The organism is Methylobacter luteus IMV-B-3098, assembly GCF_000427625.1.
GTDB lineage: Bacteria > Pseudomonadota > Gammaproteobacteria > Methylococcales > Methylomonadaceae > Methylobacter > Methylobacter luteus.
The window spans coordinates 2424404-2448696 of the sequence record NZ_KE386569.1 but is presented as its reverse complement, the minus strand read 5'-3'; the positions used below and the strand labels follow the sequence as shown (position 1 = coordinate 2448696).

Here is a 24293-nt window from a genome sequence, read left to right as displayed (position 1 = left end):
GCGGCTATTGCCTGGATTCTGTTTCGATGCGCTCGAAAAACAGCCGGTTCAGCTGTTTGAAAACCGGCCCCGGGCATTTCGTCAATCCTCTTCCGTCGATGTCCTTGACCGGAATCATCTCCGCGCCGGTGCCGGTCAGAAAGCATTCATCGGCCGTATAGAGATCATAAGGCGCCAGCGGCGCAATCCGCACAGGCATGCCCGCCTCGGCGGCCAGTTCCAGGATCAGTTCGCGGGTAATGCCTTCCAGCGCGCCTTCCGCGCAGGGCGGCGTGACCAGCGTTCCATCCCGCACGATAAAGATATTATCGGCCGTGCCCTCAGTCACCCGCCCCTGGCTGTTCAATAACACGGCTTCATCGACACCGGCGTGATTGGCTTCGATCTTGGCCAGGATATGGTTCAGATAGTTGAGGCTTTTGATCCTCGGGTCCAGGCCGTCAAACGGCAGCCGCCGGGTTGATGCGATAATCAGGCGGGCGCCCTGCTCGCGGCTCTGGCTGGCTACGAGAGTCAGCTGATCGACAATGATGATCACGTTGGGCCGGTGGCAGCCGGCAGGATTCAGGCTCAGCGCGCCGGGCCCTCTTGTCACCATCAGCCGGATATAGCCCGACTCGCAGCCGAAAACCGCCACGATTTCCTCGACGGCTGCCGTCAGCTCGGCAAGGCTGTAAGGGATGTCGAGCGCAATCGCCCTGGCCGACAACGCGAGGCGGTCAAGGTGCCGTTGCAGGCGGAACGCCCGCTTATGGTAGATGCGAATCCCTTCGAAAACGCCATCGCCGTACAGCAAGCCGTGATCGTTAACCGGAACGGTCGCTTCCGCCAGCGGTAACAGCTGGCCGTTCAGCCAGCACAAAGCGTATTCAGACATATCAATCCTCGTTAATGTTTTTGGATAACCGCTGTGGCGACTGCCAGAGACTTTCTTCCGGCCGCGACACAACAAAGCACAATGACGGCGGCAATGATCTGGGAAGCCTCGATGGATTCACCCAGAATGATCGCCGCGCCGGCAAGCGTTAGAAACGGTTGCAGCAGCTGAAGCTGTCCTACCCGGGCGATGCCGCCCATGGACAGGCCTTTGTACCAGGCAAAAAAGGCCAGGTACATGCTCACGATGCTGACGTAAGCAAACCCGAGCAGGCTTGCCCAACTCACCGCGAGCATATTCGCCGGTGCCAGCATGACAACGGGCGGAAGCAATACCGGCGCCGACAGCAGCAAGGCCCAGCTGATGGTTTGCCAGGCGCCTATTTCTTTAGACAGCCGCGCGCCTTCCGCATAGCCGAATCCGGCCGCGATGACAGAACCGAGTAATAATAAATCGGCAGTCTGAAACGTCCCCGCCCCGGCCTCAAAAGAAAACGCGATGATGGCAGCACTGCCAACAAGCGTCGATAGCCAGTAGATAAGACCGGGGCGTTCTCTCGCGAGCCAGGCGCCAAACAGAGCCGTGAACAGCGGAATCAGGCCGACAATGATCGCGCCATGCGCAGCCGGCACGCTTTTCATGGCCAGCGCCGACAATAACGGAAAGCCAATGACGACGCCGAGCGCCGTGGTTCCCAGCCTGAGCCATTGCTTTCCGGCCGGTATGGGGGCTTTTGCCGACCAAAGCGCGAGAGCGGCCAGGCTCCCGGCGACAACGGCCCGCCCCAGGCCCACGAAAGCCGGGTCCAGATCGATCACAGCCAGACGGGTCGCCGGCAGCGTCAGGCTGAAACAAAATACGCCCAACAGGCCCAGGGCCAGACTTTGACGATTTGCCGGTCCATGTTCAGGCATAAAGCTCACCTTTTAAGATTGTTCCGGCTTGGCCGATCAAATGCGCCTGGCCGCCGGCCAGCCTGACGCCGGCTTTTCCGCTGAACGGCTGTTCGATGATATAGAGGGACTTGGTCATAATAAACTCCTTGTTGTTGACGCCGTTATCGTAGCTCACTATGCTTGGGCCGATACAGAAGCAAAATTATTTAATTAAACCGGTACAGATGGCATGCATTGCCTACTGTACCGCTGTCCAGACGCCTTATCTGTAACGGTAAAATCATGGCATTACTCTATGAAGTCATCGCGGGGCATTTATTGGCGGCCATCGACCAGGGCGTTTACCGCCAGGGCGATCGCCTGCCCAGTGTCCGCAAGTTGAGCGAGCAGCATAAGATCAGCGCGGCCACGGCTGTCGCGGCGCTGCACCAGCTGGAGGACCAGGGCTGCATCGAAGCCCGGCAGCGTTCCGGCTATTATGTGCGCTCCCGCCCCGGCGCCAGGTTTCAGGAGCCGGCCGTGTCCAGACCGTCCATCCGGCCGACGCCCGTGACCGGGCAGGACATGGTGCTGCGCCTGGCCCAGGCGACCAACGATCCGTCCATGGTGCAGCTGGGCGCGGCGGTGCCGGCGCCGTCGTTTCTGCCTACGCAAGGCGTGGAGCGGACCCTGGCCGGCTGTTCAGGGCGCTATCGCAACCGCGTTGCCGGTTACGAATTTCCGCCCGGCAGTCCGGAGCTGAGACGGCAGATCGCCCGGCGCATGTCCGAGGCCGGCTGTCAGGTCAGCCCCGACGACATCGTCATCACCAACGGCTGTCAGGAAGCGCTCACGCTGGCCTTGCGCGCGGTCACCCAGCCCGGCGACATTGTCGCGATAGAATCCCCGACCTTCTACGGCCTGCTGCAGGTCATCGAATCGCTGGCCCTGAAAGCCATCGAGATTCCCACGCACCCACGCGACGGCATGGCGCTGGACGCCCTGCAGCTGGCCTGCGAACAGTGGCCGATCAAGGCCTGCATCGCTGTGCCCAATTACAGCAACCCGCTGGGCTACTGCATGAGCGACGAACGCAAGCGCGATCTGGTCAAACTCATGAACCGCTACCGCATCGCGCTGATTGAAGACGATGTCTACGGCGACCTGGGCTTCGGCCTGCAGCGGCCTTCGGTTGCGAAAGCCTGGGATACCGAAGGCCGGGTCCTGCACTGCTCGTCATTTTCCAAATCGCTGTCGTCCGGCTTGCGCATCGGCTGGATCGTGCCGGGGCAGTATTTTGAAAAAGTGGAATACCTGAAATACGTGACCAATCTGGCCTCGCCGACTCTCGCCCAGCTGACCGTGGCGCAAATGCTGGAAGGCGGCAGCCACGACCGTTATCTGCGTCAGGTCAGAAACCGGTACGCCCGCGCCATCGGGCGCATGACCGAAGCCATCAGCCTGCATTTTCCCAAGGAAACCCGCGTGACCCAGCCGGCGGGCGGCTTTGTGCTGTGGGTGGAACTGCCCGGCGACGCCGATGCCGTCGAACTGGCGCAGCAGGCGCTGGCGGCAGGCATCAGCATAGCGCCCGGGCCGATCTTTTCAGCGACGCAGAAGTACCGGAATTTCATTCGCCTGAACTGCGCCTGCGATTGGGATGAGCGGGTCGAGCGGGCCCTGGCGACCTTGGGGCGGTTTATTGGTTAGCGATTTATCGTTCCCATGCTCTGCGCGGCAACGATGAAAAGTCAGAACGCGATAGGCACTTCACTCATGGAAGAGCGCTGGAGCATATGCGTGATCGTCTGATGCAGATCTGTCCCCGCCAACAAGCTTGCGCTATCGCTTTTAAAAAACTGATACAGCGCCGCAAGCTCTGGCTGGCCAAGATTTAACAGCCGGTCAATCTCATTCGACTCGATTGTATCCATCAACACGCGGTAATTGGCCTCGATGGCCGGCAATTCGATCGCGGCTAACAGGCTCTGGAGCGATTGCTGACAACACTGCCGCCATTGTTGATCGGACCAGTGCCGTTGCCGCGCATAGTAAACCAGCAGCAGAAACAACAGCGGGTGCTGTTGCCAGAGGTCTTGCTGATAATAACGGGTCAGCCAGTGCTCGCTGAAGGCAAACGCATTGTCTTCACTACTGTTTTCTGAACCGCTCATGGTTGGTCCTCCCAATGCTTCTGATGAAGGGATGGCGTATTGGGTGAGGTAGGGATCTGCCGGGACGGTGGCGATAAAAGCCTTGCTCATGAAAAGCTCCTCTTTGACGCTTTGCGCTTGGAAATCAAATATAAGGAATTAAAAAAAGGAAGAACCTGAAAAAAACAAATGATCGATGTGAAGTATTGCAGAAGGCGGCTTATGACGAAGGAGACAGCATTCGCTCTCCCCGAATGTAAGTTAACTGAGCCTAAGGTTTGGTTCGCCTATATTCTTGTTGCCGTTCTTCATGGATTCCGCCGGACGAGGGCGAAGCGGTGTGGGGTTGCGGCTAACCGCAACCCCACTTACGCCGCTTAATTCAGCGGGCAGTTCTCTACACGTTCATCCCCTGACTCGAAATCCACATCGGGATGCGCTTCACTCAGCAGATCGCCCACATTGTTGGCAGCATCGCCACCGTACCATTGTGGATTCTCCACGACTTCTGACAGAGTTGGATTGGTAGGGGCTCCATCTGACCTGCCTTTAGGGCTCCGTGTAGGGGCGCCAAAGTAATCACTATACAATGCGGTCGGGCTGATGCCGGTAGCCGCCCAGGCGTCTGGGTGATTCTTCCAGTAGCCGGGCGAACACCACTCGCCAACCTCCTCGGCCACATCCTTGTTCCAGCAGAAGGTCACGTGGCTGATTCCCTTATTCTCGGGCCCATAAAGACCGGTGTCGCCCATCACCTGTGGGTTATAGGTATATACATTATAACCCGTGCCAGCCTTGACCAGCACGGCGCCAATGCCATTCGGAGAAGAGCTCCAGTCGAACATGACGCCTTCGCCGTCATCGTCTAGCATGGAGTTTGAGATCGTGATGTTATTGGTGTGATCCACGCTGCCGTCCGCGTTGTAGAAGGTGGCAGTCTCAGCGCCATTCGGCGCGCCTTCACCGTTTCCCTCATTCCATTTATGCGCGTACGCGAATGTCCCGATAGAGGCGCACTCGGAAGCGGCATTGCCGGTTGGGATCTGGTCGTTTGAATAGTAGATGGGGCCCGCGGCCAGTGCAACGCTGCTGATAGCCAGAGTCAGCGCTGACGCCATCGATAACACGATTGCAAACTGTCTTATTTTCATTTTTGATTCCTCAAAATTTACAGGGATGATAGGGATGACCCGTCGATGATGGCCGGGAATGGCTCGATGATTCTCCGGGTCTCTGAGGTCTATACAGCAACCTCCGTGCCAATCTGGTAAAAAATGAAAAAACAATATAAATAACAAATAGATATATGATCATGGAGACGGGCTGGGGAATAACTTCGCCAGAGGGGTGAGACAGTCCGGGTGTCTCACGACTGTCTCATGAGACGAATGTGAGACAGCTATAAGACAGTGCCAAGGAAAAGCTGGGGATTATGAGATTTTGCGGGCCGGACATGGGCGGTTAATGGCTTGAAAAACTGTCCGGCACGTCCAGGCCGGCTTATTGATTTGGAGAAATGTCCAGTTCAGTTAAACGGCGGTAGAAAGTGGCACGACTGATGCCGAGCAGTTTTGCGGCTTGTTGACGGTTGCCGCGACTTTTTTTCAGGGCGGCCAGAATACGGCCCCGCTCGTCTCCCTCGGAGGTCATGGGTTCTGGCTCGACAACAGTGGATGCTGCGGCCCGGCTGAATTCGGGCGGCAGGTCCTGGGGATTGATGCGCTCACCTTTGCTGTGGATGACCGCATAGTCCACACAGGCTTTCAGCTCCCGCACATTGCCCGGCCAGTCATAATTCACCAGGCTTTGCATGGCTTCGGCGCCGAACCGGGGCTGGGCCCGGCTGGAAAAGTGATAGCTCTGGCAGAGGAAGGCCTCGACCAGCAGCGGGATGTCCGCCTTGCGTTCGCGCAGAGCCGGCACATAAAGCCGCGCTACGCGCAGCCGATAAAGCAGGTCTTCACGGAAGCGGCCCTCGTTGACCTCGTTGGCCAGATCCTTGTGCGTCGCGGCCAGGATGCGCACATCGACCTTGCGTATCCGGGTTTCACCAAGGCGGGTGATCTCCTTTTCCTGCAGCACGCGCAGCAGGCTGGCCTGCATGCTCAAAGGCAGGTCGCCGATCTCGTCCAGAAACAGAGTACCTCCGTGAGCGGCCTCGAAAAAGCCTTCCTGGTCCGCGACGGCGCCCGTAAACGCGCCCTTGCGGTGCCCGAAGAGCTGACTGGCCAGCAGCGACTCGCTAAGGCCGGCCGAGTTGACGGCGATGAAGGGCCCGTCCTTGCGCGGACTGGCGGCATGGATGCTGTGGGCGACCAGTTCCTTGCCGACCCCGGTTTCGCCTTCGATCAGCACGGTCCAGTCGCCGCGCGCCACATCTTCGATGAACTGGTAAAGCTCCTGCATGGTTTCGCAGTTGCCGAGCATCCGGCCGTAACGGCTCTCATCGATGGTCTGCCGCAGCTTATGGATTTCGGTGACATCGTAGAGCAATAGAATGTGGCGGTCGGGTGCCTGCGGATCGTCGCGCACATCGCATTCCACCCAATTGGCTTTCCGGCCCGCTCCCTGCCAGTGCAGAGTGATGCGATAGCGTTCGTCGGGCGGAAGGTCCAGCAGTCTCTGCAATTGCAATTTCGACTCTATCCCGAAAGGCAGCACCTGATCCCAGGGCCGGCCCACGGCGGTGTTGTCGATGTCGGCAAACTGCTCGCAGGATTCGCTGACGAATTCCACGCGATGGTCGGCGTCCAGCATCAGCGTGCCCACCCGGAATTGATTGAGGAGGACCAACAGGTTTTCCTGGCTTTTCTTGAGGTCGGCCAAGGTATGGGCGGCCAGTGCCTCGGCTTCCTTGCGTTTGGAGATGTCGCGCACGATGCCCTTGAACAGGCTCCCTTGGGGGAGTTTCACCTCGGTGACGGTGAGATCGATGGGGAATACGGTGCCGTCTTTCCTTAGCGCCGAGATTTCCCGGGCCGCCCCGATCATTTTGGCCCGGCCGGTTTTCAGGTAGTTATCAAGGTAGCGGTCATGCCGGTTGCGATGCGGCTCCGGCATCAGCAATCTGACGTTATGGCCCAGCAGTTCATCCGGGCGGTAGCCGAAGATGCGCTCCGTCGCGGGGTTGACGGATTGGATGATGCCGGACGTGTCGATGGTGATGATGGCGTCCAAGGAGCTGTTCAGAAGGGTGCGATGGCGGGCTTCTTCATTTTTCAGCAGGTTTTCCTTTTCCCGGATCTCGGAAATATCGGCGAAAACCGCAACCGCGTGGCTGATGTCGCCTTGCTGGTTATGTATCGGGGAGGCGCTGACATGGAGAGGGATACAGCGGCCGTCGCGCCGGATCTCTATGTCGCTCACGGCCAGCGTTTCCCCCGCCAGGGCTCGCGTGGTCGGCAAGGCTTCAAGCGGATAAGGCTTATCGGTGCCGGCTAGGGTCACCTGGAAATAGTCCACCAGATTTTCAATTATGCTGCCCGGCTCGAGCGCTTTTCCGGTAATGTCGCTGGCCGCCCGGTTGGCAAAGAAGACCCGGCTTTGTGCATCCAGAACCACGATACCGGAAGGGATGGCTTCGAGGAATTTGTGAAATTGCCGGGCTTGCCTTTGCACTTCGGCTTGGGCTTCTCTTTGCGCCGTAACATCGGTTTGAACGCCTATATAATGGGTCAGCTGGTCCTGGTCGTCGAAAACCGGTGCCAAGCGCAGTTCGTTCCAGAAGAACGTGCCGTCCTTGCGGTAATTCCTGAGCACGACCGTCGTTTCCCGGCCCTCGTCAATCGCCTTGCGCAGGATGTCCAGATCGGGCTGGTCATGGTCCTCGCCCCGCAGGAACCGGCAGTTTCGTTCCAGGATTTCGTCTCTCGAGTATCCGGTCATGGCTTCAAATGCCCGGTTCACATAGATGAGAGGCGTATCGGCCTGTCTCGCGTCGGCCACGGTGATGCCGCAGCTGGCGGAGTCCAGCGCTTTGATGATCCAGTCCGGCACGTTTTGGGGATTAGTCAGGGGCACAATGATTCTCTTTTTTTCATCGACTCGGGTTGGCAAAAAGAAACTATATTTCGTCTTTTGAATGGGTATCCGAGTTCCCGGAAAGCTTGGAAAAATAGGCCGGATTGTATCGTTTGATTATCGTTCCCACGCGCTGCGTGGGAATGTCGCCAGCGACGCTCCAGCGCCACGCTTGAGCAGAAGAGGGCAATTTGGTACTGTGGCGCAATCATCAACCTCAACTTACGGGATTTCATTATGGCAGGCACGATTACCGCTTTACTCATCACCTACTGGTTTTACAGAAGCGCCGAAGCGACTGGCAAAAATCCCCTGTCCTCGGCCGCATTGGGTTTCTTGTCTTTTTTGATTCCCTGCATTGTCTGGACCGTCGCGGTAACCCCTGGCCTGCGCGATGCGGTCGAACACAACCCCGGCACCCTGTCCGGCATATTTGTCAATTACGCCTATATCGTGGTGGGTGCGGCTTGCGCGGCCTGGGTCAAATACATGCATTTCAAGCAGGCCGAATGAACTTTCATCGGCCCTATTCAGCCAGGCATTGAACATCCACCACGACTATCCTTAGATTGGCATCAGATAGATTATTATTGGACTTCCTTAGCCAGTTGTCGGTGTGTGTTCGCCATTTCCTGATTGGCCTCAACAACTTGCCGGTAAGAACGTATTAGCGCTTCGCAGTGCGCCTGGAGTGTTGAAGCCTGTCTTCCATACAAATAACTTTTTGCCTTGTACCGTTCGAGAAGTTTTTTATGTTCTTCGATTTTAGTCTCCGCATCCTGAACTGCTTGTTCATAATGCACAGCCAGTGCTTCGTGATCAGCGCTGGTTTTAGCATTTTCTACAGCGGCGCTCATATCCATGGGATGGAGCCTTGGTTGGGTACAGGCTACCAACAGTCCGAGTAAAAGGATAATGGGCAGCAATACTCTGATGATGTTGTTCATGGTATACACCTCTTTAATGTTGGATTGGATACCGCGTTCTCACTGCGAAAAAATAACTGTGGATTTCCTACTGTCGGCAATATGGTTTAAAAGGCATTTTTTACTGTTATTAAGGTAGCAAAAGCATTGCCCCCTAATGTCCATTATCAGACCTATCTGTACATTAGATAATCCAAGCAGTTTTGCTGTGATATCTTAGAAATAAGTAAATTTGCTATGATATTTTTGGCATTTCCTCCAGGATCAGACAAGGTTGCTTATATAATGTTGCTTATATGATTTAATCTAGCAACTTAAAGCTATTAACAACGAATCACTAAATTTTCCGCAAAAATGTTTGCTGAAAGCATTATTCCATTCATACCGAATGAATTTACTGAAAACGACGATGATTGATACTCATGTTTTATAAGAATGGCCACGGCATTGTTAGTCCGCTGCATCCTCTGGGGTTGTATGACTAAATCCCTCCACCAAACCGCTATCGACCTGAAAATCCCCTTCCACGACGTCGACATGATGGAAATAGTCTGGCACGGCCATGTATCGTTCCCACGCTCCCGCGTGGGAATGCCGCCTAAGGCGCTCCAGCGTCGCGTTTCACCACTGATCAATGTCGATCAAGCCAGCTAGTCCCATATAGTTTCTAGCGCTGGAATAGCGCCAGTGCTCCGGCAGTTCCACATAGCCGCGTTTAACAGGATTGGCATGGATATACTCAAGCTTTTCCCTCATCATAGCCTCGCTGAAAATGAGCTCGGCATGAACGCCTTCCTGCCAGAACTGGTAATCGCGGTCAATCTTGTGCGCCCGTTTGGAAAAGCTCAACCGTGTCAGCAACGGTTTGACTTGATGGGCTTTCAAATGGTCAATGATGCGCCGCGCCGTGTAGGATTTAAAGCTGCTGACGCACTTATCCAGCCGCTTCGCTTGCGCAATAAAATGCAGATGGTTTTCCAGAACGACATAGCCGTATAGCCGCAAGCCTTGATGTTCCTGTTGATAGCGCCAGCAGTCGAACACGATTTGCACGGTTTCCGGGCGGGTAAAAACCGGCAGCCATTCCATCACCGTACAGGTTAAAAAATGCGGCTTATCGGGTTCTGTAATAACGTAACGGCTTCGGCCCATGGCTGAACGGTTGTGCTTTTATTTGGTTGACGCTGGAGCGCCTTAGGCGGCATTCCCACGCCGGAGCGTGGGAACGATGTAAAAAATTGAGTACAATAGATTTAAAAATTGCATCGCATAAAACTCAAAAATACACAAAAATATTCATGCAAACTTACGAAGGCATCATTAAGTCCTGGAAGCAGGACAGAGGTTTCGGCTTTATTAAATCTGCCTCCGTCGAGAATGATATTTTCATTCATATTCGGGATATCAAGCATTCCGGTTATGAACCTAAAGTTGGCGATAGCGTTAACTACAAACTCATGTCTGATAAGGATGGTAGAATCAGAGCTTACGATGCTTACGTCAAAGGACAGCCCGTCATTCAGCCAGTCCATCCTAAAGCTATTCAGCGTAATAGGGCAGATGGAAAGCGTAAACCACGTCTGGGAATAATGTCTATTCTTATCGCGCTGACGCCTTTTGTATTTTCAGCGCGGCTCATCATAGAACAGCGCAATATCCTTCCTTTTGCTGCCTACCTGGTCATGAGCTTACTGACATTTTTGGTGTATGCCAGGGATAAGTCAAAAGCCCATAAAAACGAATGGCGAACATCGGAATCGACATTGCACCTGTTTGAATTGCTAGGCGGATGGCCTGGCGCGTTAATAACGCAAAAATGGATTCGGCATAAAAATAAAAAAACCTCATTCCAAGTGACTTTCTGGATTATTGTGATAATGCATTTGGCGTGCTGGATCAGTTTTATGTTTTTTCCAATAGCGAGTTTTCAGGAAATCGGTTACGGATTTAGCCATATCTCTGCTCGGTTATTTTTTTACAGATAGAAGCTGGAAGTATTGATGTTGCCGGCAGATGATGATTACATTGCCGCCCTGGCAGAACAAGTAAAAACGAAAGCAACAAATGACTGAATATAAACTGCGCTTGTGGATTGGATAGACTGATATGACTAAATCCCTCCACCAAACCGCTATTGACCTGAAAATCCCCTTCCACGACGTCGACATGATGGAAATAGTCTGGCACGGCCATTACGTCCGGTATTTTGAAATTGCGCGCTGCGCCCTGCTCGACAAGATCGGCTACAACTACCGGCAGATGCTTGATTCGGGGTATTCGTGGCCCGTGATCGATCTGCGCATGCGCTATATCAAACCGGCCGTGTTCGGCCAGGTCATTAATGTGCAGGCCGTGGTCGCCGAGTGGGAAAACCGGCTGAAGATCAACTATCTGATCGTCGACAAGGAGACCGGCGCCAGGCTGACCAAGGGCTACAGCATTCAGGTGGCCGTCGATCTGGCTACGGATGAACTTTGTTTTGAATCGCCGGGCATTCTGCTCGAAAAACTGGGCGTGGAGGTCGCGTGATTTATTTGAAGGCACTGATGCTGTTTCTGCTGACCGCCAACGTCTGCATGGCCGATGAACTGCTTGACCAGATCCATGCCCGCCTGACCAAGGCCGCGATCACGCGCGGCGCGTTCGAGCAGACCAAGCAGCTGAAAGTATTGCGCAAGCCGCTCATTTCGACCGGCACATTTATCTATGACAAAAGCCGGGGCGTCGCCTGGAAAACGCTGTCGCCCGTGCCGTCGCTGCTGCTGATCAGCGACACGCGCCTGTGGACGGCGCAGGGCGAGCAGCCCGTGCCGGCGGCGTTCGGCAAGGTGTTCCAGGCCATGCTGGGCGCGGATCTGGCGCAGCTGGCCACGGCGTTCGACATCACCGGGTCGGCCAGAAAAACGTCCTGGCAGGTCAGACTTGTGCCCAAGGACGAGATGCTGAAGAAAGTCATCAGCCGCATGCAATTGTCCGGCGATCAGGAACTGCGCGTGCTGGAAATTTTTGAAACTAACGGCAACAGCAGCATGCTGCACTTTCAAAACATTTCCCATCCCGACCGGTTAACCGCCGGAGAAGAAGCCGATTTTGCGCATTTATCACCCTAGAATCGCCGCATTCGTCTGGCTGGCCGGTCTGCTGGCGCTGGGCATTGCCGGCAGCCGCATGCTGACGGCGGACTGGCTGGAAACGGGATTTCTGGCACTGTTGCCGGCTACCGAACAGCAACCCGAAATCGCCAAGGCCGTGCGCCAGCACAACGAGCTCATCAACGGCAAGGTCATCTGCCTGACCGGCGCGGGCTCCGCATCGCAAGCGATCGCTTACGCCCATCAACTCAGGCAGCGGTTCGAGCAAAGTGGCCTGTTCACCGACATTCGGCTACAGGTGGATCAGCAGGATTTCGCCGAACGCTACCAGCAACTGTTCGCCTACCGTTACCAGCTGCTCGACGCGCAGACGCGCGGCATTCTGCTGGCTCAGCCCGAGGCGCTGATCGGCCGCAATCTGGAAATGCTTTACAGCCCGGTCGGGCAACTGGAGGCGGCGAATCTCGAACGTGACCCGCTGCTGTTGTTCAGCCGCTATTTCAACGCCCAGAATCCGGGCCGGTTCACGCTGGAGCAGGGCGTGGTAGTCGTGCAGGACGACGGCCGTTTCTGGGCGCTGTTGATCGCAGGTCTGGCCGACAACAAGCTGCATCTGGACAATCTGGATGGGCTGCGGGAGCTTTTGAATGACGCGAAAGGCCAGATCGAGGCGGCCGACGGCGAACTGCTCGCGACCGGCATGCCGCTGTTCACGGCCGAGGGTTCGCACAGCGCCCAGCGCGAGATCGCCATTGTCAGCATCGGCTCCACGATCGGCATCCTGCTGTTGCTGCTGACCTTCCGCAGCGCCCGGCCGTTGCTGCTCTCCTGTTTAGGCATCGCGGCCAGCACGTTTGCGGCGTTAATCGTCAGCATCATGGTCTTCGGCAAGATCCACATCCTGACGCTGGTGTTCGGCGCCAGCCTGATCGGCGTCGGCATCGACTATGCGCTACATTATTTCTGCAACAGCTTCAGCTCGGCGGACTGGACGCCCGCCAAGGGCCTGCAATACATCCTGCTGGGCATCACGCTGGATCTGGCGACCAGCCTGATCAGTTATGCGAGCCTGGGCGTGCCGCCGTTTCCGCTCCTGCGCGAGATCGCGTTTTTCTCGGTGGTCGGCCTGGTCAGCGCCTGGGCCACGGTGGTCCTGCTATTCCCCTTGCTGCTGACGGGCTTCAAGCCAACACACAAGCCGGCCATGCTGGGGCTGACGAACTACTGGCAACAGCACTGGCCGGCCTGGCTGCTCAGGAACCGGATTTGGCTCGCGCCGATTGCGGTTACGGGGATCACGGTCGGGCTTTTGCAACTGACGCCGCGTGACGACGTGCGTCTGTTGCAGTCGGCCTCTGCCGAGCGATTGGCGGCCGATCAGAAGATCCGGCAATTGCTGCCTGTCAAAGCGGACAGCCAGTTTTTTCTGGTGGCCGGAAAAGACCCGCAGGACTGGCACCGAAACGAGCAAGCGTTACTGATGCGTCTCGAAACCTTGAAACAGCAGGGCGCAATGGAAGCTTACGACGGACTCAGCCGCTACTGGCCCGATCCGGACACGCAGCGCGACAATTACAATCTGCTGAAGCGGGCGGTTTATGAGGCCGGCCTGCTGAAACGCTACATGGCGGAACTGGGCTTTGACGAGCAGGCCATTGCCGAGGAACAGCAGCGGTTTAATGCCGCCGAAAACAGCAGCATCAGTCTGGCCGAATGGCTGGACAGCGCCGACGAAGCCCGGAAAATGCACTGGCTGGGCTGTGACGCCGACCGCTGTGTGAGCACGGTCTCGCTGAACGGCATCAAGGATCTGGCGGCCCTGGCCCAACTGCAAGATTTGCAGGGCGTGCGCTGGGTGGACCAGGCGACCCAGCTTTCGTCGCTGTTCGAACGCTACCGCGCCAGCGCCAGCCTCCTGTTGATTGCCGCCTACGGCATCGTGCTGATAGGCCTGGGGCTCAAGTTCGGCTGGCGCAACGCGCTGACGATCATTTCGGTGCCCGTCTTCGCCACGGCCGTCTCCCTGTCCATGCTGGGCTGGTTCGACCAGCTGTTCAGCCTGTTCAACCTGTTCGCGCTGCTGCTGGTGCTGGGCATAGGCGTGGACTACGGCATCTTTTTCTTTCTCGCCGAGGATAAGCGGTCCAGCACCGCGCTGGCCGTCACCCTGTCGGCTATTACGACGCTGCTGTCTTTCGGCCTGCTGGCCGTCAGCTCCACGGCCATCGTCCATGCTTTCGGCTTTACCGTCGCGGCGGGCATTCTGACGGCCTTGCTGCTGGCGCCGCTGGTGGGCAGGCACGGCGCCGGCAAACAGACAGAGTAAGGCGACCCGCCAATCGCCCTGTGCTATGCTGGGCGCATGATCATGTAACAAGCGCCGGAAACGGTAATAAGCCCGCGCTCGATCTGGCACAGCTATTCGGGAGTCGTCATGAAAATCCATCAGTTCAGTGTCGATGAAGCACTCGCCAGCCTTCACAGCCGCCATGAGGGGCTTTCGGCGGCGGAAGTTGAACACCGCCTGCGCGAGTACGGCGCCAATCGCGTCGAGCAGGTGCAGGGAGAGGCGCTGTGGTTGAGTTTCATTCGGGAATTCGTACATTTCTTTGCACTGATTCTCTGGATCGCGGCGGGTCTGGCGTTTTTCGCCGAATCCCGGCATCCGGGCGAGGGCATGGCCACGCTGGGCTATGCCATATTGGGCGTTATTGTCGTCAACGGCCTGTTCTCGTTCTGGCAGCAGTACCGGGCCGAACGCGCCATCCTGGCGTTGCAGAAACTGCTGCCCCAACATGTCAAGGTGCTCAGGGACGGCAAAGTCGGACTGATTTTCGCGGCCGACCTGGTGCCGGGCGACGTCATTTTATTACAGGAAGGCGATAATGTGCCGGCGGACTGCCGCCTGCTGGAAGCTTTCTCGTTGCGCGTCAATAACGCCACCGTGACCGGCGAGTCATTGCCGCAGGCGCGCGATGCGGTGCCCTCTATCGAGGAAAATCTGGAGCACAGCCGCAATACATTGCTGGCCGGCACCTCGATTGTGTCGGGCGAGGGCCGGGCCGTGGTGTTCGCAACGGGCATGCATACGGAATTCGGCAAGATCGCCCATCTGACCCAGACGGCAGGCAAGACCCGTTCGCCGCTGCAACGCGAGATCGTGCGTTTGAGCCGCCTGATCGCGATTCTGGCGGTCACGCTGGGTCTGGCGTTTTTCCTGATCGGTAGCCGCCTGCATATGTCGTTCTGGGATAACTTCATTTTCGCAATCGGCATTATCGTCGCTAACGTGCCTGAGGGGTTGCTGCCGACAGTCACGTTGTCGCTGGCCATGGCCACGCAGCGCATGGCCAGGCGCAATGCCCTGATCCGGCACCTGCCCTCGGTGGAGGCGCTGGGTTCGGCGACCGTGATCTGCACGGACAAGACCGGCACGTTGACCGAGAACCGCATGGCCGTCAGCGCGCTTTACCTGGGCGGGCAACTGCTGACGCCGACGGCGGTACATCGGCAGCCTGAACTGGCGCACGCGCACCGCCGCTTCTTCGAGGATGCGCTGCTGTGCCATAACCTGAAAGAAACCCTGCTCGACGGCAAGTGGCAGTCATTGGGCGATCCCATGGAAATCGCGCTGGTGCGCATGGCCAAGACTTGCCTGGGCGAGGTTCACGGCTATCCCAAGATCAACGAAGTACCGTTCGATACCGATCGCAAGCGCCTGTCCACGATCCATCAGACGCCGACGGGTGTCGTGCTGTATTGCAAGGGCGCTCTGGAAGCGCTGCTGCCGTTGTGTACGCAGATACAGACGGCAACAGGGACAGTGCCACTGACGCCGGACGCCCGGCAGGACTATCTGAATGCGCAGGAGGACATGGCGGGCAGGGGGCTGCGCGTGCTGGCGTTCGCATGGCGGATGCTGGAGAACAGCCACAACGCCTCGGCACAGGAACGGGACCTGGTCCTGTCTGGCTTGGTCGGTCTGGAAGATCCGCCAAGGCCCGAGGTGCCGGAAGCCATCCGCAAGTGCCGGGCAGCCGGCATCAAGGTCATCATGGTAACGGGCGATCATCCGCATACGGCGCAGGCGATAGGCCGGCAGATCGGGCAGGTTCAAACCGACAGCCCGGTCGTGATCACCGGCGCGCAGTTGCGCAGATTGTCCGAAATCCAGCTGCGTTTTGTTCTGGATGCGCCGGACATCATCTTCGCGCGGGTCGGGGCCGACCAGAAAATGCGCATCGTCACGGCCCTAAAGAAAAAAAAACATGTCGTCGCGGTCACGGGCGATGGCGTCAACGATGCGCCGGCCTTGAAAATTGCTGACATCGGCATCGCGATGGGCGTGGCCGGCACGGACGTGGCCAAGGAAGCCGCCGACATGATCCTGCTCGACGACAATTTCGCCAGCATCGTCGCGGCCATCGAGGAAGGGCGCGCCGTTTATGAGAATATCCGCAAATTCCTCACCTATATCCTGACCTCCAACATTCCCGAGATTGTGCCCTATCTGGCCTTCGCGCTGCTTAAAATCCCGCTGCCTCTGACCATCATCCAGATTCTGGCCGTTGACTTGGGAACGGACATGCTGCCGGCTCTGGGCCTGGGTGCTGCCAGGCCCGAGCCAGGCAACATGGCCAGGCCGCCGCGCCCTCGCAAGGAAAGGCTGCTGGACTGGCGCCTGCTGACACGCGCCTATCTTTTTTTAGGCGTGATGGAGGCCATTGTCGCCATGGCGGCTTATTTTTATGTGCTGTACAGCGGCGGCTGGCACTGGGGCGAGCGCCTGACAGGCCCGGAGCCATTGTATCTTCAGGCCACGACAGCCTGCTTCAGCGCCATCATCGTCACGCAGATCGTCAATGTGTTTCTGTGCAAGACGCCGGAGCGCAGCGTGTTTGGCGCGCCGGCTTTCGACAACCGGATCATCCTGTGGGGCATCTTGCTGGAAATCGTGCTGGTCATCGTCATCGACTACACAGCCTGGGGCAATCTGGTGTTCGGCACGATGCCGCTGGCGCCCGACGTGTGGCTGTTCATCCTGCCGTTCGCGCTGGCGATGCTGCTGCTAGAGGAGTTGCGCAAGTTCGCGGTTGCTAAATGGAAACGCTGGACCGGAACCCTAAACGCTGGCTGATCTTTTTTAAAACCTTGCACTGACTGTGCACTCAAGGATTAAAAACATGAATGGAGCAATTATTGGCTGATGTTACGCAGACAATTTGCCCATACGTTGCGCCTGTAGGGTCGAATTAACTTGTGCCCCATGTGGGTATTCGACCCGAGACGCCCGCAAAGCTCTCCAGAAAGCATTATGGCTCTTGTTGAGTGCGAATGAATTCGCACCTACGCGCGCATTGGGTTGCTTTCGTTTCGGTAAAGGAGACTCAAGAGCTGTAGTGCTCGGGAGCAACAAACGCCATAAAAAGCTGCCCGTGCGTAACATCAGTTATTAACTCATGGGCACTGATCGGTTGTAGGGGACGCATTTAAGCCCTATAGGGTATCGCGTACCCTCTCCAAATTTTCTGATAAGCCAGACTTCCAGGAAGGTACGCAGTGCGTGTCCTGCAAAGCCATAGCCGACTGAGGTCGCCCCACCCCCACCCGGTTATAAGACAAATTTCACGCCAATCAAGATCAAAAGGCTTGCCAACATCGGCCTTAACACGCTTTCCGGAATTTTGGCGCTGAAGTAGCTGCCGACGTAAATGCCGGGCAGGGAGCCGACCAGCAGGCTGCCCAGCAATACCAGATCCACATTGCCCATGTGCATGTGGCCGAGCCCCGCGACGGCCGTCAGCGGAATCGCGTGCGCCAGATCGGTCCCGACAATGCGCACGGTCGCCAGGCGCGGATACAGGAACAACAAAACCACAGTGCCCAGCGCGCCGGCACCGACCGAGGTCAGCGTGACCAGCGCGCCCAGAACGATGCCGGTCAGGACCGTGAGGAGATTCTGCCAGCGCCCGAAGCGCTCATGGTGCGTCTTGCGCTGCAATGCAATTTCATGGCTTTTGCGGGTAAAGACGCTACGGTAAATCAGGGACAGGGCCGTTAAAATCAGCGTCACTCCCAATGTCGTGGTCATCAGTTGCGTGACGCCGTCATTTTTTTCCATCACATAGGTCAGCAGATAAACAACCGCCAACGAGGCAGGCAAACTGCCCAGCGCCAGGAACCCGACGATTTTCCATTCGACCGATTGATGCTTGTTATGGTGAACCAGCACGCCGCCGGTTTTAGTAATGGCCGCGAACAACAAATCCGTGCCGATCGCCGTTTTCGGGGCAAAATCAAACAGAAAAACCAGCAATGGTGTCATGAGTGAGCCGCCTCCGACGCCGGTTAAACCGACTAAAGTACCGACCAGCAGTCCCGAAATGATATACGCTAAATCCATATTAAAGAGCCTTAATTCATAAAGTAATAACTGTAACCGGCCATTATATAATCAATGACCGGCCAGCGTCATAAAGCGGCTTTGAATCAACGTCAGTTTTTTTTCTTGCCCATGTCAGCATAAATTCGGTTTTTATCGATGAAAGCCAGGGTCCGCGCCGCATCAAAGCCGCATAGGGCCGGAGCTTTGCTGCAGATTGGAAAAAAACGATGACGAATGAAGCCGGAAAAGTGGGCGATAACGCTGATTTCAAAGAACTTATTCATGCTATTATTAGCACTTTTTATTAAGCCGTAAGCAGTTAATCATGTCGTCAATAGCCGGTCAGCAAGAAGGCGCCAGTATTCAAAACAACAACCATCGCCACGTCATCATCATCGGCGCCGGGCCTTCAGGCAGCATCGCCGGAGCCCTGCTGAAGAACCAGGGCTATCGCGTTACGATTCTGGAGCGCAACCTGTTTCCGCGCTTCAGCATCGGCGAAAGCCTGTTGCCGCAATGCATGGAATTCATCAAGGAGGCCGGCATGCTGGAAGCCGTCGCCAATGCCGGTTTTCAGTATAAGGACGGCGCCTCGTTCGTGCGCGGCTGCAAATACACCGATTTTTCCTTCGAGGACAAGTTCACTGCCGGCATCGGCACGACCTTCCAGGTGCAGCGCGGAGTATTCGATAAGCTGCTGGCGCAGGAAGCCGAGCGCATGGGCGTCGAGATACGCTGGCAGCAGGAAGTCCTCTCGGCCGATTTCTCGGCGGACAGGCCGAAACTGACCGTGCGCGATGCGGCGGGCGAATTGCTGGCCTATGAAGCCGATTTCGTGCTCGACGCCAGCGGCTTCGGACGCATCCTGCCGAAACTGCTGGATCTGGAGTCGCCTTCGGGTTTCCCGGTCCGGCAGGCCCTGTTCACACATATCGAAGACCGCATCGATGAGAATGCGCGCTTTGACCGGAACAAGATCCGCATTACCGTGCATCCCGACCATGAAGACGTCTGGTACTGGCTGATACCGTTCAGCAACGGCCGCAGCAGTCTGGGCATCGTGGCCAGAGAGGAATTTTATGAATCGCTGCCCGGTGACAACAAGGCGGCGCTGCAGCAGGTCGTGGGCCAGGACCCGAGCCTGACGGTGTTGTTGAACAAGGCCGAATTCGACAGCCCCGTGAACACCATTACCGGCTATTCGGCCAATGTCAAAAGCCTGTACGGCAAGGGCTACGCCTTGCTGGGCAATGCCGGTGAATTCCTGGATCCGGTCTTTTCGTCCGGCGTCACGATCGCCATGAAGTCGGCCAGTCTGGCCGCTGATGTGCTGAACCGCCAGTTCAGCGGTGAAGCGGTCGACTGGCAGGCCGATTACGCCAGGCCCCTGCAGCGCGGCGTCGATACCTTCCGCGTATTCGTCGATGCCTGGTACGACGGCCGGTTTCAGGATGTGATCTTCCACGACAAACAGCGGCCTGAAGTCAAGGCGATGATCAGCTCGATACTGGCCGGTTATGCCTGGGATGAAAATAACCCGTACGTCAAAAACGCCCGTTCAAGGCTCGATACGTTGGCGGCATTTTGTCGCGGCGACAAGGAATGACCGGATTGACCGTAGCCGCGGCCCGAAGGTCGCTTGTGGCTGTTTTTATGATGCTGGCTTTGTTGGCGGGATGCTCGGCGGTACAGCATAAGGAAATTGCCGGGCAACCGGTCGCGATGCCGATTGCGCCGCCGACAGGGCCGGCGCGGCGCGTCGTGCAGCAGTTGACGGCTACCTGGACGGACCGGCAGGAATCCCTGGTCTGCGTGCTGGAACTGGACAGCCGCCACATCGCCATGGCCGGTTTGACGAATGAAGGCCTGAGCCTGTTCAATTTAAGTTATGACGGGCACACCCTGACGTCCGACAAAAGCCCGCTGTTGCCCGATGCCGTGGCGCCGGAATTTATGATCGCCGATCTGCAACTGGCTTACTGGCCCGTCGCCGAGCTGGAAAAAATACTGCCGGCCGGCTGGCGGCTGGAGACCGGGCCGGATCATCGTCTGCTGTATCAGCAGAATGACAGGAAAGTTGAAGTCCGCTATTTGTCGCCCGATGCCGCTTGGCCCAGAGCCGTCGAGCTGACCAACCATCAATACCATTATCGCCTGAACATCAAGACTCTCAGTTATGACGCTTTACCTGAATGATTTAGGCCTCTTGTGCGCGCTCGGCAGCTCCAGGGCCGAGGTCAGCAAGCAGCTCATGGCGGGCGACCGGTCGGGGCTAGTGATTACCGACCGGTTCAGTGCCGGGCGCGAGGCCATCGTCGGCCGCATCGACAGCGAATTGCCCGAAATCACGCCGCAATACGGCGTTTACCGCTGCCGCAACAACCAGCTGCTGCTGGCCGCTCTGGACCAGATCAGGCCGACCGTCGATGCGATGATCGCATCGTTCGGCGCCGACCGTATCGGCGTCGTCGTCGGCACCAGCACGTCGGGTGTGCTAAGCACGGAGCAGGCACTGGCTTCGGTGGCGCAAACCGGCGCCTTGCCCGAGCTGTTCCACTATAAACAGCAGCAAATGGGCACCGGTGCCGATTTTCTGGCCACTTATCTGGGGCTGACCGGTCCCGCCTATACGATCTCCACAGCCTGCTCGTCCAGCGGCAAGGCGTTCGCTTCGGCGCGCCGGCTGCTTAATCTGGGGCTTTGCGACGCAGTCATCGTCGGCGGCGCGGACACCCTGTGCGGCTTGACCATCAACGGCTTTGCCGCGCTTGAATCGATCAGCGCCGGTTACTGCAAGCCATTCGGCCGGCACCGCGACGGCATCAACATCGGCGAGGCGGCCAGCCTGTTCGTGCTGAGCCGGCAGCCCGGCCCCGTCACTTTGCTGGGCATCGGCGCGACCAGTGATGCCTACCATTTTTCGGCGCCGGACCCGGCCGGCACGGCCGTGATCAGGGCCATGCAGCTGGCCTTGGCCGATGCCGGCAAAACGCCCGATGAAATCGATTACCTGAACCTGCACGGCACAGCGACGGTATTGAATGACGCGATGGAAAGCGCGGCCGTCAACGCCGTGTTCGGGCCCGATCTGGCTGTCAGTTCCAGCAAGGGCATGACCGGCCATACCTTGGGCGCGGCGGCCTCGCTGGAGCTGGGTTTCTGCTGGCTGCTATTGACCGGCGACAGTGAAGGCGCCCTGATACCGAATGTCAGCGACGATGAGCCCGATCCCGAACTGGCGCCGCTGCATCTGGTGAAGAAAGGCGAACGTCTGGGCCGGCGCATCGGGACCTGCCAGAGCAACTCGTTCGCGTTCGGCGGCAATAACTTATCGATAGTGGTGGGTAGAGCATGAGCAGTTTCCCTCCAATTGCTGAACTGATCCCGCACAGCTTTGTAGGGTATGCATTGCATGCCTTTTTCAATATTTGCCAATCCGTTATGACTCCGAGAAGGTACGCGCTGCGCACCCTACAACTTTATAGGGTATGCATTGCATACCTTTTTCGAAATTTGCCGATTCACCATGACTCTGAGAAGGTACGCACTGCGTACCCTACAACTTTAAACGTCTCATGAATGCGTTCCCCGCTATTGCCGAACTGATCCCGCACACGGGCTCCATGATCCTGCTGGACCGCGTGATCGCCTTTGACGATGACAGTCTGTCGGCCGAACTGGTCGTGCGCGCCGGTTTGTTCGGCGACGACAAAACCGTGCCGGCCTGGGTCGGCATCGAATACATGGCGCAGACTGTCGGCGCCTATGCCGGCATGAAAGCCAGGCTCGCCGGTGAGCCGATCAGGCTCGGATTTCTGCTGGGCACGCGGCACTACAGAGGTAACGTCGCCGAATTCAAGATCGGCACGGCACTGACGGTGCGGGTCGAAAAGATCATGCAGGACGACAGGCTGGGCGCTTTCGAGTGCCGGATTCTGGGCGAAGGCATCGAGATCAGCGCCAATCTGAATGTTTACCAACCTCCGCTTAATGACACACCGTTATGAATAAAACGATTCTAGTAACAGGCTCCAGCCGTGGCATCGGCAAAGCCATTGCCTTGTATCTGGCCGAGCGCGGCTTCGATCTGGCGCTGCACTGCCGCAGCCGGCGCGCCGAGGCCGAAGCCGTAGCAAGCGACATCGAACGGCTGGGTCGGACTGCCCGCATTCTGCAATTCGATATCGCCGACCGGGCGCAGTGCGCCGAACGGATCAACGCCGATATCGAAGCCTTCGGCGCTTACTACGGCGTGGTCTGCAATGCCGGCATCACGGCCGACAACGCCTTTCCGTCGCTGACCGGCGAGGAGTGGGACAGCGTCGTGCATACCAACCTGGACGGCTTCTATAATGTCCTGCAGCCTGTGATCATGCCCATGGTCAGACGGCGCAAGTCGGGCCGCATCGTGACGCTGTCGTCGGTGTCAGGGCTGATCGGCAACCGCGGCCAGGTCAACTACAGCGCGGCCAAGGCCGGCATCATCGGCGCCACGAAAGCGCTGGCGCTGGAACTGGCCAAGCGCGACATTACCGTCAACTGCGTGGCGCCGGGACTGATCGATACCGAAATGGTCAGCGAGCTGCCGCTCGATGAGATCAAGAAAATGATTCCGGCGCGGCGCGTCGGCAATCCGCGCGAAGTAGCCGCGGCAGTGGCTTTCCTGATGTCGGACGATGCCGGCTACATCACGCGCCAGGTCATCTCCGTGAACGGAGGGCTGTGCTGATGAGGCGAGTCGTTGTGACCGGCATGGCCGGTATCTCGCCGATAGGCAATGACTGGCCACAGGTAGCGGCACGGCTGAAAGCCCGGTCGACGGGCATCCGCCATATGCCTGACTGGGGACAATACCGGGGGCTGAATACGCGGCTCGGCGCGCCGGCCGAGTTTACGAAGCCGGCGCATTATTCGCGGAAGCAGACGCGCAGCATGGGTCGCATCGCCCAGATGTCCGTTTATGCGACCGAGCTGGCGCTGACCGATGCGGGCCTGCTGGGCGACCCGTGCCTGAGCAACGGACAGACCGGCATCGCTTACGGCAGTTCGGCCGGCAGCCTCGAGGCCGTGGCCGAATTCGGCAACATGCTGCTCAATCATGCCGTCGACGGCCTCAATGCCACCTCCTATATCCGCATGATGGCGCATACGGCACCGGTCAATATCGGCCTGTTTTTCGGCATCAACGGCCGCGTTTATACAACTTCCAGCGCCTGCACCTCGGGCAGCCAGGGCATAGGCTATGCCTACGAGGCGATCAGGCACGGCTACCAGACCGTGATGGTGGCCGGCGGCGCCGAGGAGCTTTCGGCTGCGGAAGCGGCCGTGTTCGACACGCTGTTCGCGACCAGCATCCGCAATGACGAGCCACATAAAAGCCCGAGGCCTTTCGACCGCGACCGCGACGGTCTGGTCATCGGCGAGGGGGCCGGCACGCTGATTCTGGAAGAGTACGAGCATGCGCTGGTGCGCGGCGCGCACATTTATGCCGAACTGGTCGGCTTCGGCACCAATTCGGACGGCCTGCACGTCACGCAGCCCAACAGCGAAAACATGCAGGTCGCCATGCGTCTGGCGCTGCAGGATGCCCGGCTCAAGGCGGCCGATATCGGCTACATCAGCGCGCACGGCACGGCGACCGACCATGGCGACATCGCCGAAAGCCATGCCACGGCGGCCGTGTTCGGCTCGCGTACGCCGATCAGTTCCATGAAAAGCTATACGGGCCATACGCTGGGCGCCTGCGGCGCGCTGGAAGCCTGGACGGCCATCCGGATGATGAACGAGGGCTGGTTCCATCCCACCGCCAATCTGGATAATATCGACCCTCAATGCGCGGAGCTTGATTATATAAAAGGCGAGATCCGGTTCCTGGAATGCGATTATGTCATGAGCAATAATTTCGCTTTTGGTGGTATAAATACGTCTCTTATTTTTAAACGCGTAACAAAAAGGGAGTAATAAG

General features: G+C 57.6%; 23 protein-coding genes. 13 read left to right on the top strand and 10 right to left on the bottom strand.

Annotated features, from left to right (window positions below; all coding sequences use genetic code 11):
• Nucleotides 1-4 precede the first annotated feature (4 nt).
• From ilvE to METLU_RS28975, 3 genes are read right to left on the bottom strand one after another with little or no spacing between them, the layout of a single operon-like run.
• Entirely contained in the window at nucleotides 5-877 is an 873-nt protein-coding gene (gene ilvE / locus METLU_RS0113240) for a branched-chain-amino-acid transaminase (RefSeq protein ID WP_027158626.1), read from the bottom strand.
• A gap of 11 nt (nucleotides 878-888) precedes the next feature.
• Nucleotides 889-1791 (bottom strand): DMT family transporter, encoded by a 903-nt coding sequence (locus METLU_RS0113235; RefSeq protein WP_027158625.1) that lies wholly within the window; start codon nucleotides 1789-1791, stop codon nucleotides 889-891.
• Complete coding sequence (locus METLU_RS28975; RefSeq protein WP_269209247.1) at nucleotides 1784-1909, bottom strand: hypothetical protein; 126 nt, start codon at nucleotides 1907-1909, stop codon at nucleotides 1784-1786. The genes METLU_RS0113235 and METLU_RS28975 overlap by 8 nt, the downstream gene beginning before the upstream one ends.
• A 146-nt stretch (nucleotides 1910-2055) precedes the next feature.
• Here METLU_RS28975 and METLU_RS0113225 point away from each other — a divergent pair, with 146 nt between their 5' ends.
• Nucleotides 2056-3462 (top strand): aminotransferase-like domain-containing protein, encoded by a 1407-nt coding sequence (locus METLU_RS0113225; protein WP_027158624.1) that lies wholly within the window; start codon nucleotides 2056-2058, stop codon nucleotides 3460-3462.
• Between the two features lie 41 nt (nucleotides 3463-3503).
• Here the strand turns inward: METLU_RS0113225 and METLU_RS0113220 are convergent, their stop codons facing one another.
• The 3 genes from METLU_RS0113220 to METLU_RS0113205 form a co-directional block, all read right to left on the bottom strand.
• Nucleotides 3504-4016: a hypothetical protein gene (locus tag METLU_RS0113220; RefSeq protein WP_027158623.1), complete on the bottom strand. Its 513-nt coding sequence runs from the start codon at nucleotides 4014-4016 to the stop codon at nucleotides 3504-3506.
• Between the two features lie 266 nt (nucleotides 4017-4282).
• Nucleotides 4283-5056, bottom strand: a complete 774-nt coding sequence (locus METLU_RS0113210) for a hypothetical protein (protein ID WP_027158621.1) — start codon at nucleotides 5054-5056, stop codon at nucleotides 4283-4285.
• A 349-nt stretch (nucleotides 5057-5405) separates the two neighbouring features.
• Nucleotides 5406-7925: a sigma-54-dependent Fis family transcriptional regulator gene (locus METLU_RS0113205; RefSeq protein ID WP_036243107.1), complete on the bottom strand. Its 2520-nt coding sequence runs from the start codon at nucleotides 7923-7925 to the stop codon at nucleotides 5406-5408.
• A 237-nt stretch (nucleotides 7926-8162) separates the two neighbouring features.
• On the opposite strand from METLU_RS0113205, the gene METLU_RS0113200 reads away from it, so the two are divergent.
• On the top strand, nucleotides 8163-8438 hold the full coding sequence (locus METLU_RS0113200; RefSeq protein ID WP_027158619.1) for a hypothetical protein: 276 nt from the start codon (nucleotides 8163-8165) through the stop codon (nucleotides 8436-8438).
• Between the two features lie 74 nt (nucleotides 8439-8512).
• Here METLU_RS0113200 and METLU_RS0113195 read toward each other — a convergent pair whose 3' ends face one another.
• The gene (locus METLU_RS0113195; RefSeq protein WP_027158618.1) at nucleotides 8513-8872 is read right to left on the bottom strand and encodes a hypothetical protein; all 360 of its coding nucleotides are present in this window, start codon (nucleotides 8870-8872) and stop codon (nucleotides 8513-8515) included.
• Between the two features lie 600 nt (nucleotides 8873-9472).
• Nucleotides 9473-10003, bottom strand: coding sequence for an REP-associated tyrosine transposase (locus METLU_RS0113190; protein WP_027158617.1), 531 nt, complete (start codon nucleotides 10001-10003; stop codon nucleotides 9473-9475).
• Nucleotides 10004-10089: 86 nt separating this feature from the next.
• Between METLU_RS0113190 and METLU_RS25345 the strand changes: the two genes are divergently transcribed.
• The 5 genes from METLU_RS25345 (at nucleotide 10090) to METLU_RS0113165 (ending at nucleotide 17080) form a co-directional block, all read left to right on the top strand.
• Nucleotides 10090-10836 carry a DUF1294 domain-containing protein gene (locus tag METLU_RS25345; protein ID WP_051299911.1) on the top strand — a complete coding sequence of 249 codons (747 nt, stop codon included), beginning with the start codon at nucleotides 10090-10092 and terminating at the stop codon, nucleotides 10834-10836.
• Between the two features lie 121 nt (nucleotides 10837-10957).
• Entirely contained in the window at nucleotides 10958-11380 is a 423-nt protein-coding gene (locus METLU_RS0113180; RefSeq protein WP_027158616.1) for an acyl-CoA thioesterase, read from the top strand.
• Nucleotides 11377-11961, top strand: coding sequence for an outer membrane lipoprotein carrier protein LolA (locus tag METLU_RS0113175; RefSeq protein ID WP_027158615.1), 585 nt, complete (start codon nucleotides 11377-11379; stop codon nucleotides 11959-11961). Before METLU_RS0113180 ends, METLU_RS0113175 begins: the two co-directional genes overlap by 4 nt.
• On the top strand, nucleotides 11942-14269 hold the full coding sequence (locus tag METLU_RS0113170; protein ID WP_036243105.1) for an MMPL family transporter: 2328 nt from the start codon (nucleotides 11942-11944) through the stop codon (nucleotides 14267-14269). Before METLU_RS0113175 ends, METLU_RS0113170 begins: the two co-directional genes overlap by 20 nt.
• A 108-nt stretch (nucleotides 14270-14377) precedes the next feature.
• Nucleotides 14378-17080 (top strand): cation-translocating P-type ATPase, encoded by a 2703-nt coding sequence (locus METLU_RS0113165; protein ID WP_027158613.1) that lies wholly within the window; start codon nucleotides 14378-14380, stop codon nucleotides 17078-17080.
• A gap of 474 nt (nucleotides 17081-17554) precedes the next feature.
• Here the strand turns inward: METLU_RS0113165 and METLU_RS0113160 are convergent, their stop codons facing one another.
• Complete coding sequence (locus tag METLU_RS0113160; RefSeq protein ID WP_027158612.1) at nucleotides 17555-18346, bottom strand: sulfite exporter TauE/SafE family protein; 792 nt, start codon at nucleotides 18344-18346, stop codon at nucleotides 17555-17557.
• Between the two features lie 92 nt (nucleotides 18347-18438).
• Nucleotides 18439-18612: a hypothetical protein gene (locus METLU_RS27945; protein WP_155920555.1), complete on the bottom strand. Its 174-nt coding sequence runs from the start codon at nucleotides 18610-18612 to the stop codon at nucleotides 18439-18441.
• A 41-nt stretch (nucleotides 18613-18653) separates the two neighbouring features.
• Here METLU_RS27945 and METLU_RS0113150 point away from each other — a divergent pair, with 41 nt between their 5' ends.
• The 6 genes from METLU_RS0113150 to METLU_RS0113125 all read left to right on the top strand — a co-directional run bounded on the left by METLU_RS0113150 (nucleotide 18654) and on the right by METLU_RS0113125 (nucleotide 24289).
• Complete coding sequence (locus METLU_RS0113150) at nucleotides 18654-19934, top strand: NAD(P)/FAD-dependent oxidoreductase (protein ID WP_051299910.1); 1281 nt, start codon at nucleotides 18654-18656, stop codon at nucleotides 19932-19934.
• Nucleotides 19931-20524, top strand: a complete 594-nt coding sequence (locus METLU_RS0113145) for a DUF3261 domain-containing protein (RefSeq protein ID WP_027158610.1) — start codon at nucleotides 19931-19933, stop codon at nucleotides 20522-20524. The genes METLU_RS0113150 and METLU_RS0113145 overlap by 4 nt, the downstream gene beginning before the upstream one ends.
• A complete protein-coding gene (locus METLU_RS0113140) occupies nucleotides 20505-21683 on the top strand; it encodes a beta-ketoacyl-[acyl-carrier-protein] synthase family protein (RefSeq protein WP_027158609.1) in 1179 nt (392 codons plus the stop codon). Before METLU_RS0113145 ends, METLU_RS0113140 begins: the two co-directional genes overlap by 20 nt.
• 220 nt (nucleotides 21684-21903) lie before the next feature.
• Nucleotides 21904-22335: an ApeP family dehydratase gene (locus METLU_RS0113135; protein WP_027158608.1), complete on the top strand. Its 432-nt coding sequence runs from the start codon at nucleotides 21904-21906 to the stop codon at nucleotides 22333-22335.
• Complete coding sequence (gene fabG / locus METLU_RS0113130; protein ID WP_027158607.1) at nucleotides 22332-23057, top strand: 3-oxoacyl-ACP reductase FabG; 726 nt, start codon at nucleotides 22332-22334, stop codon at nucleotides 23055-23057. The genes METLU_RS0113135 and fabG overlap by 4 nt, the downstream gene beginning before the upstream one ends.
• Nucleotides 23057-24289, top strand: a complete 1233-nt coding sequence (locus tag METLU_RS0113125; protein WP_027158606.1) for a beta-ketoacyl-ACP synthase — start codon at nucleotides 23057-23059, stop codon at nucleotides 24287-24289. The genes fabG and METLU_RS0113125 overlap by 1 nt, the downstream gene beginning before the upstream one ends.
• The last annotated feature ends 4 nt before the right edge of the window (nucleotides 24290-24293 follow it).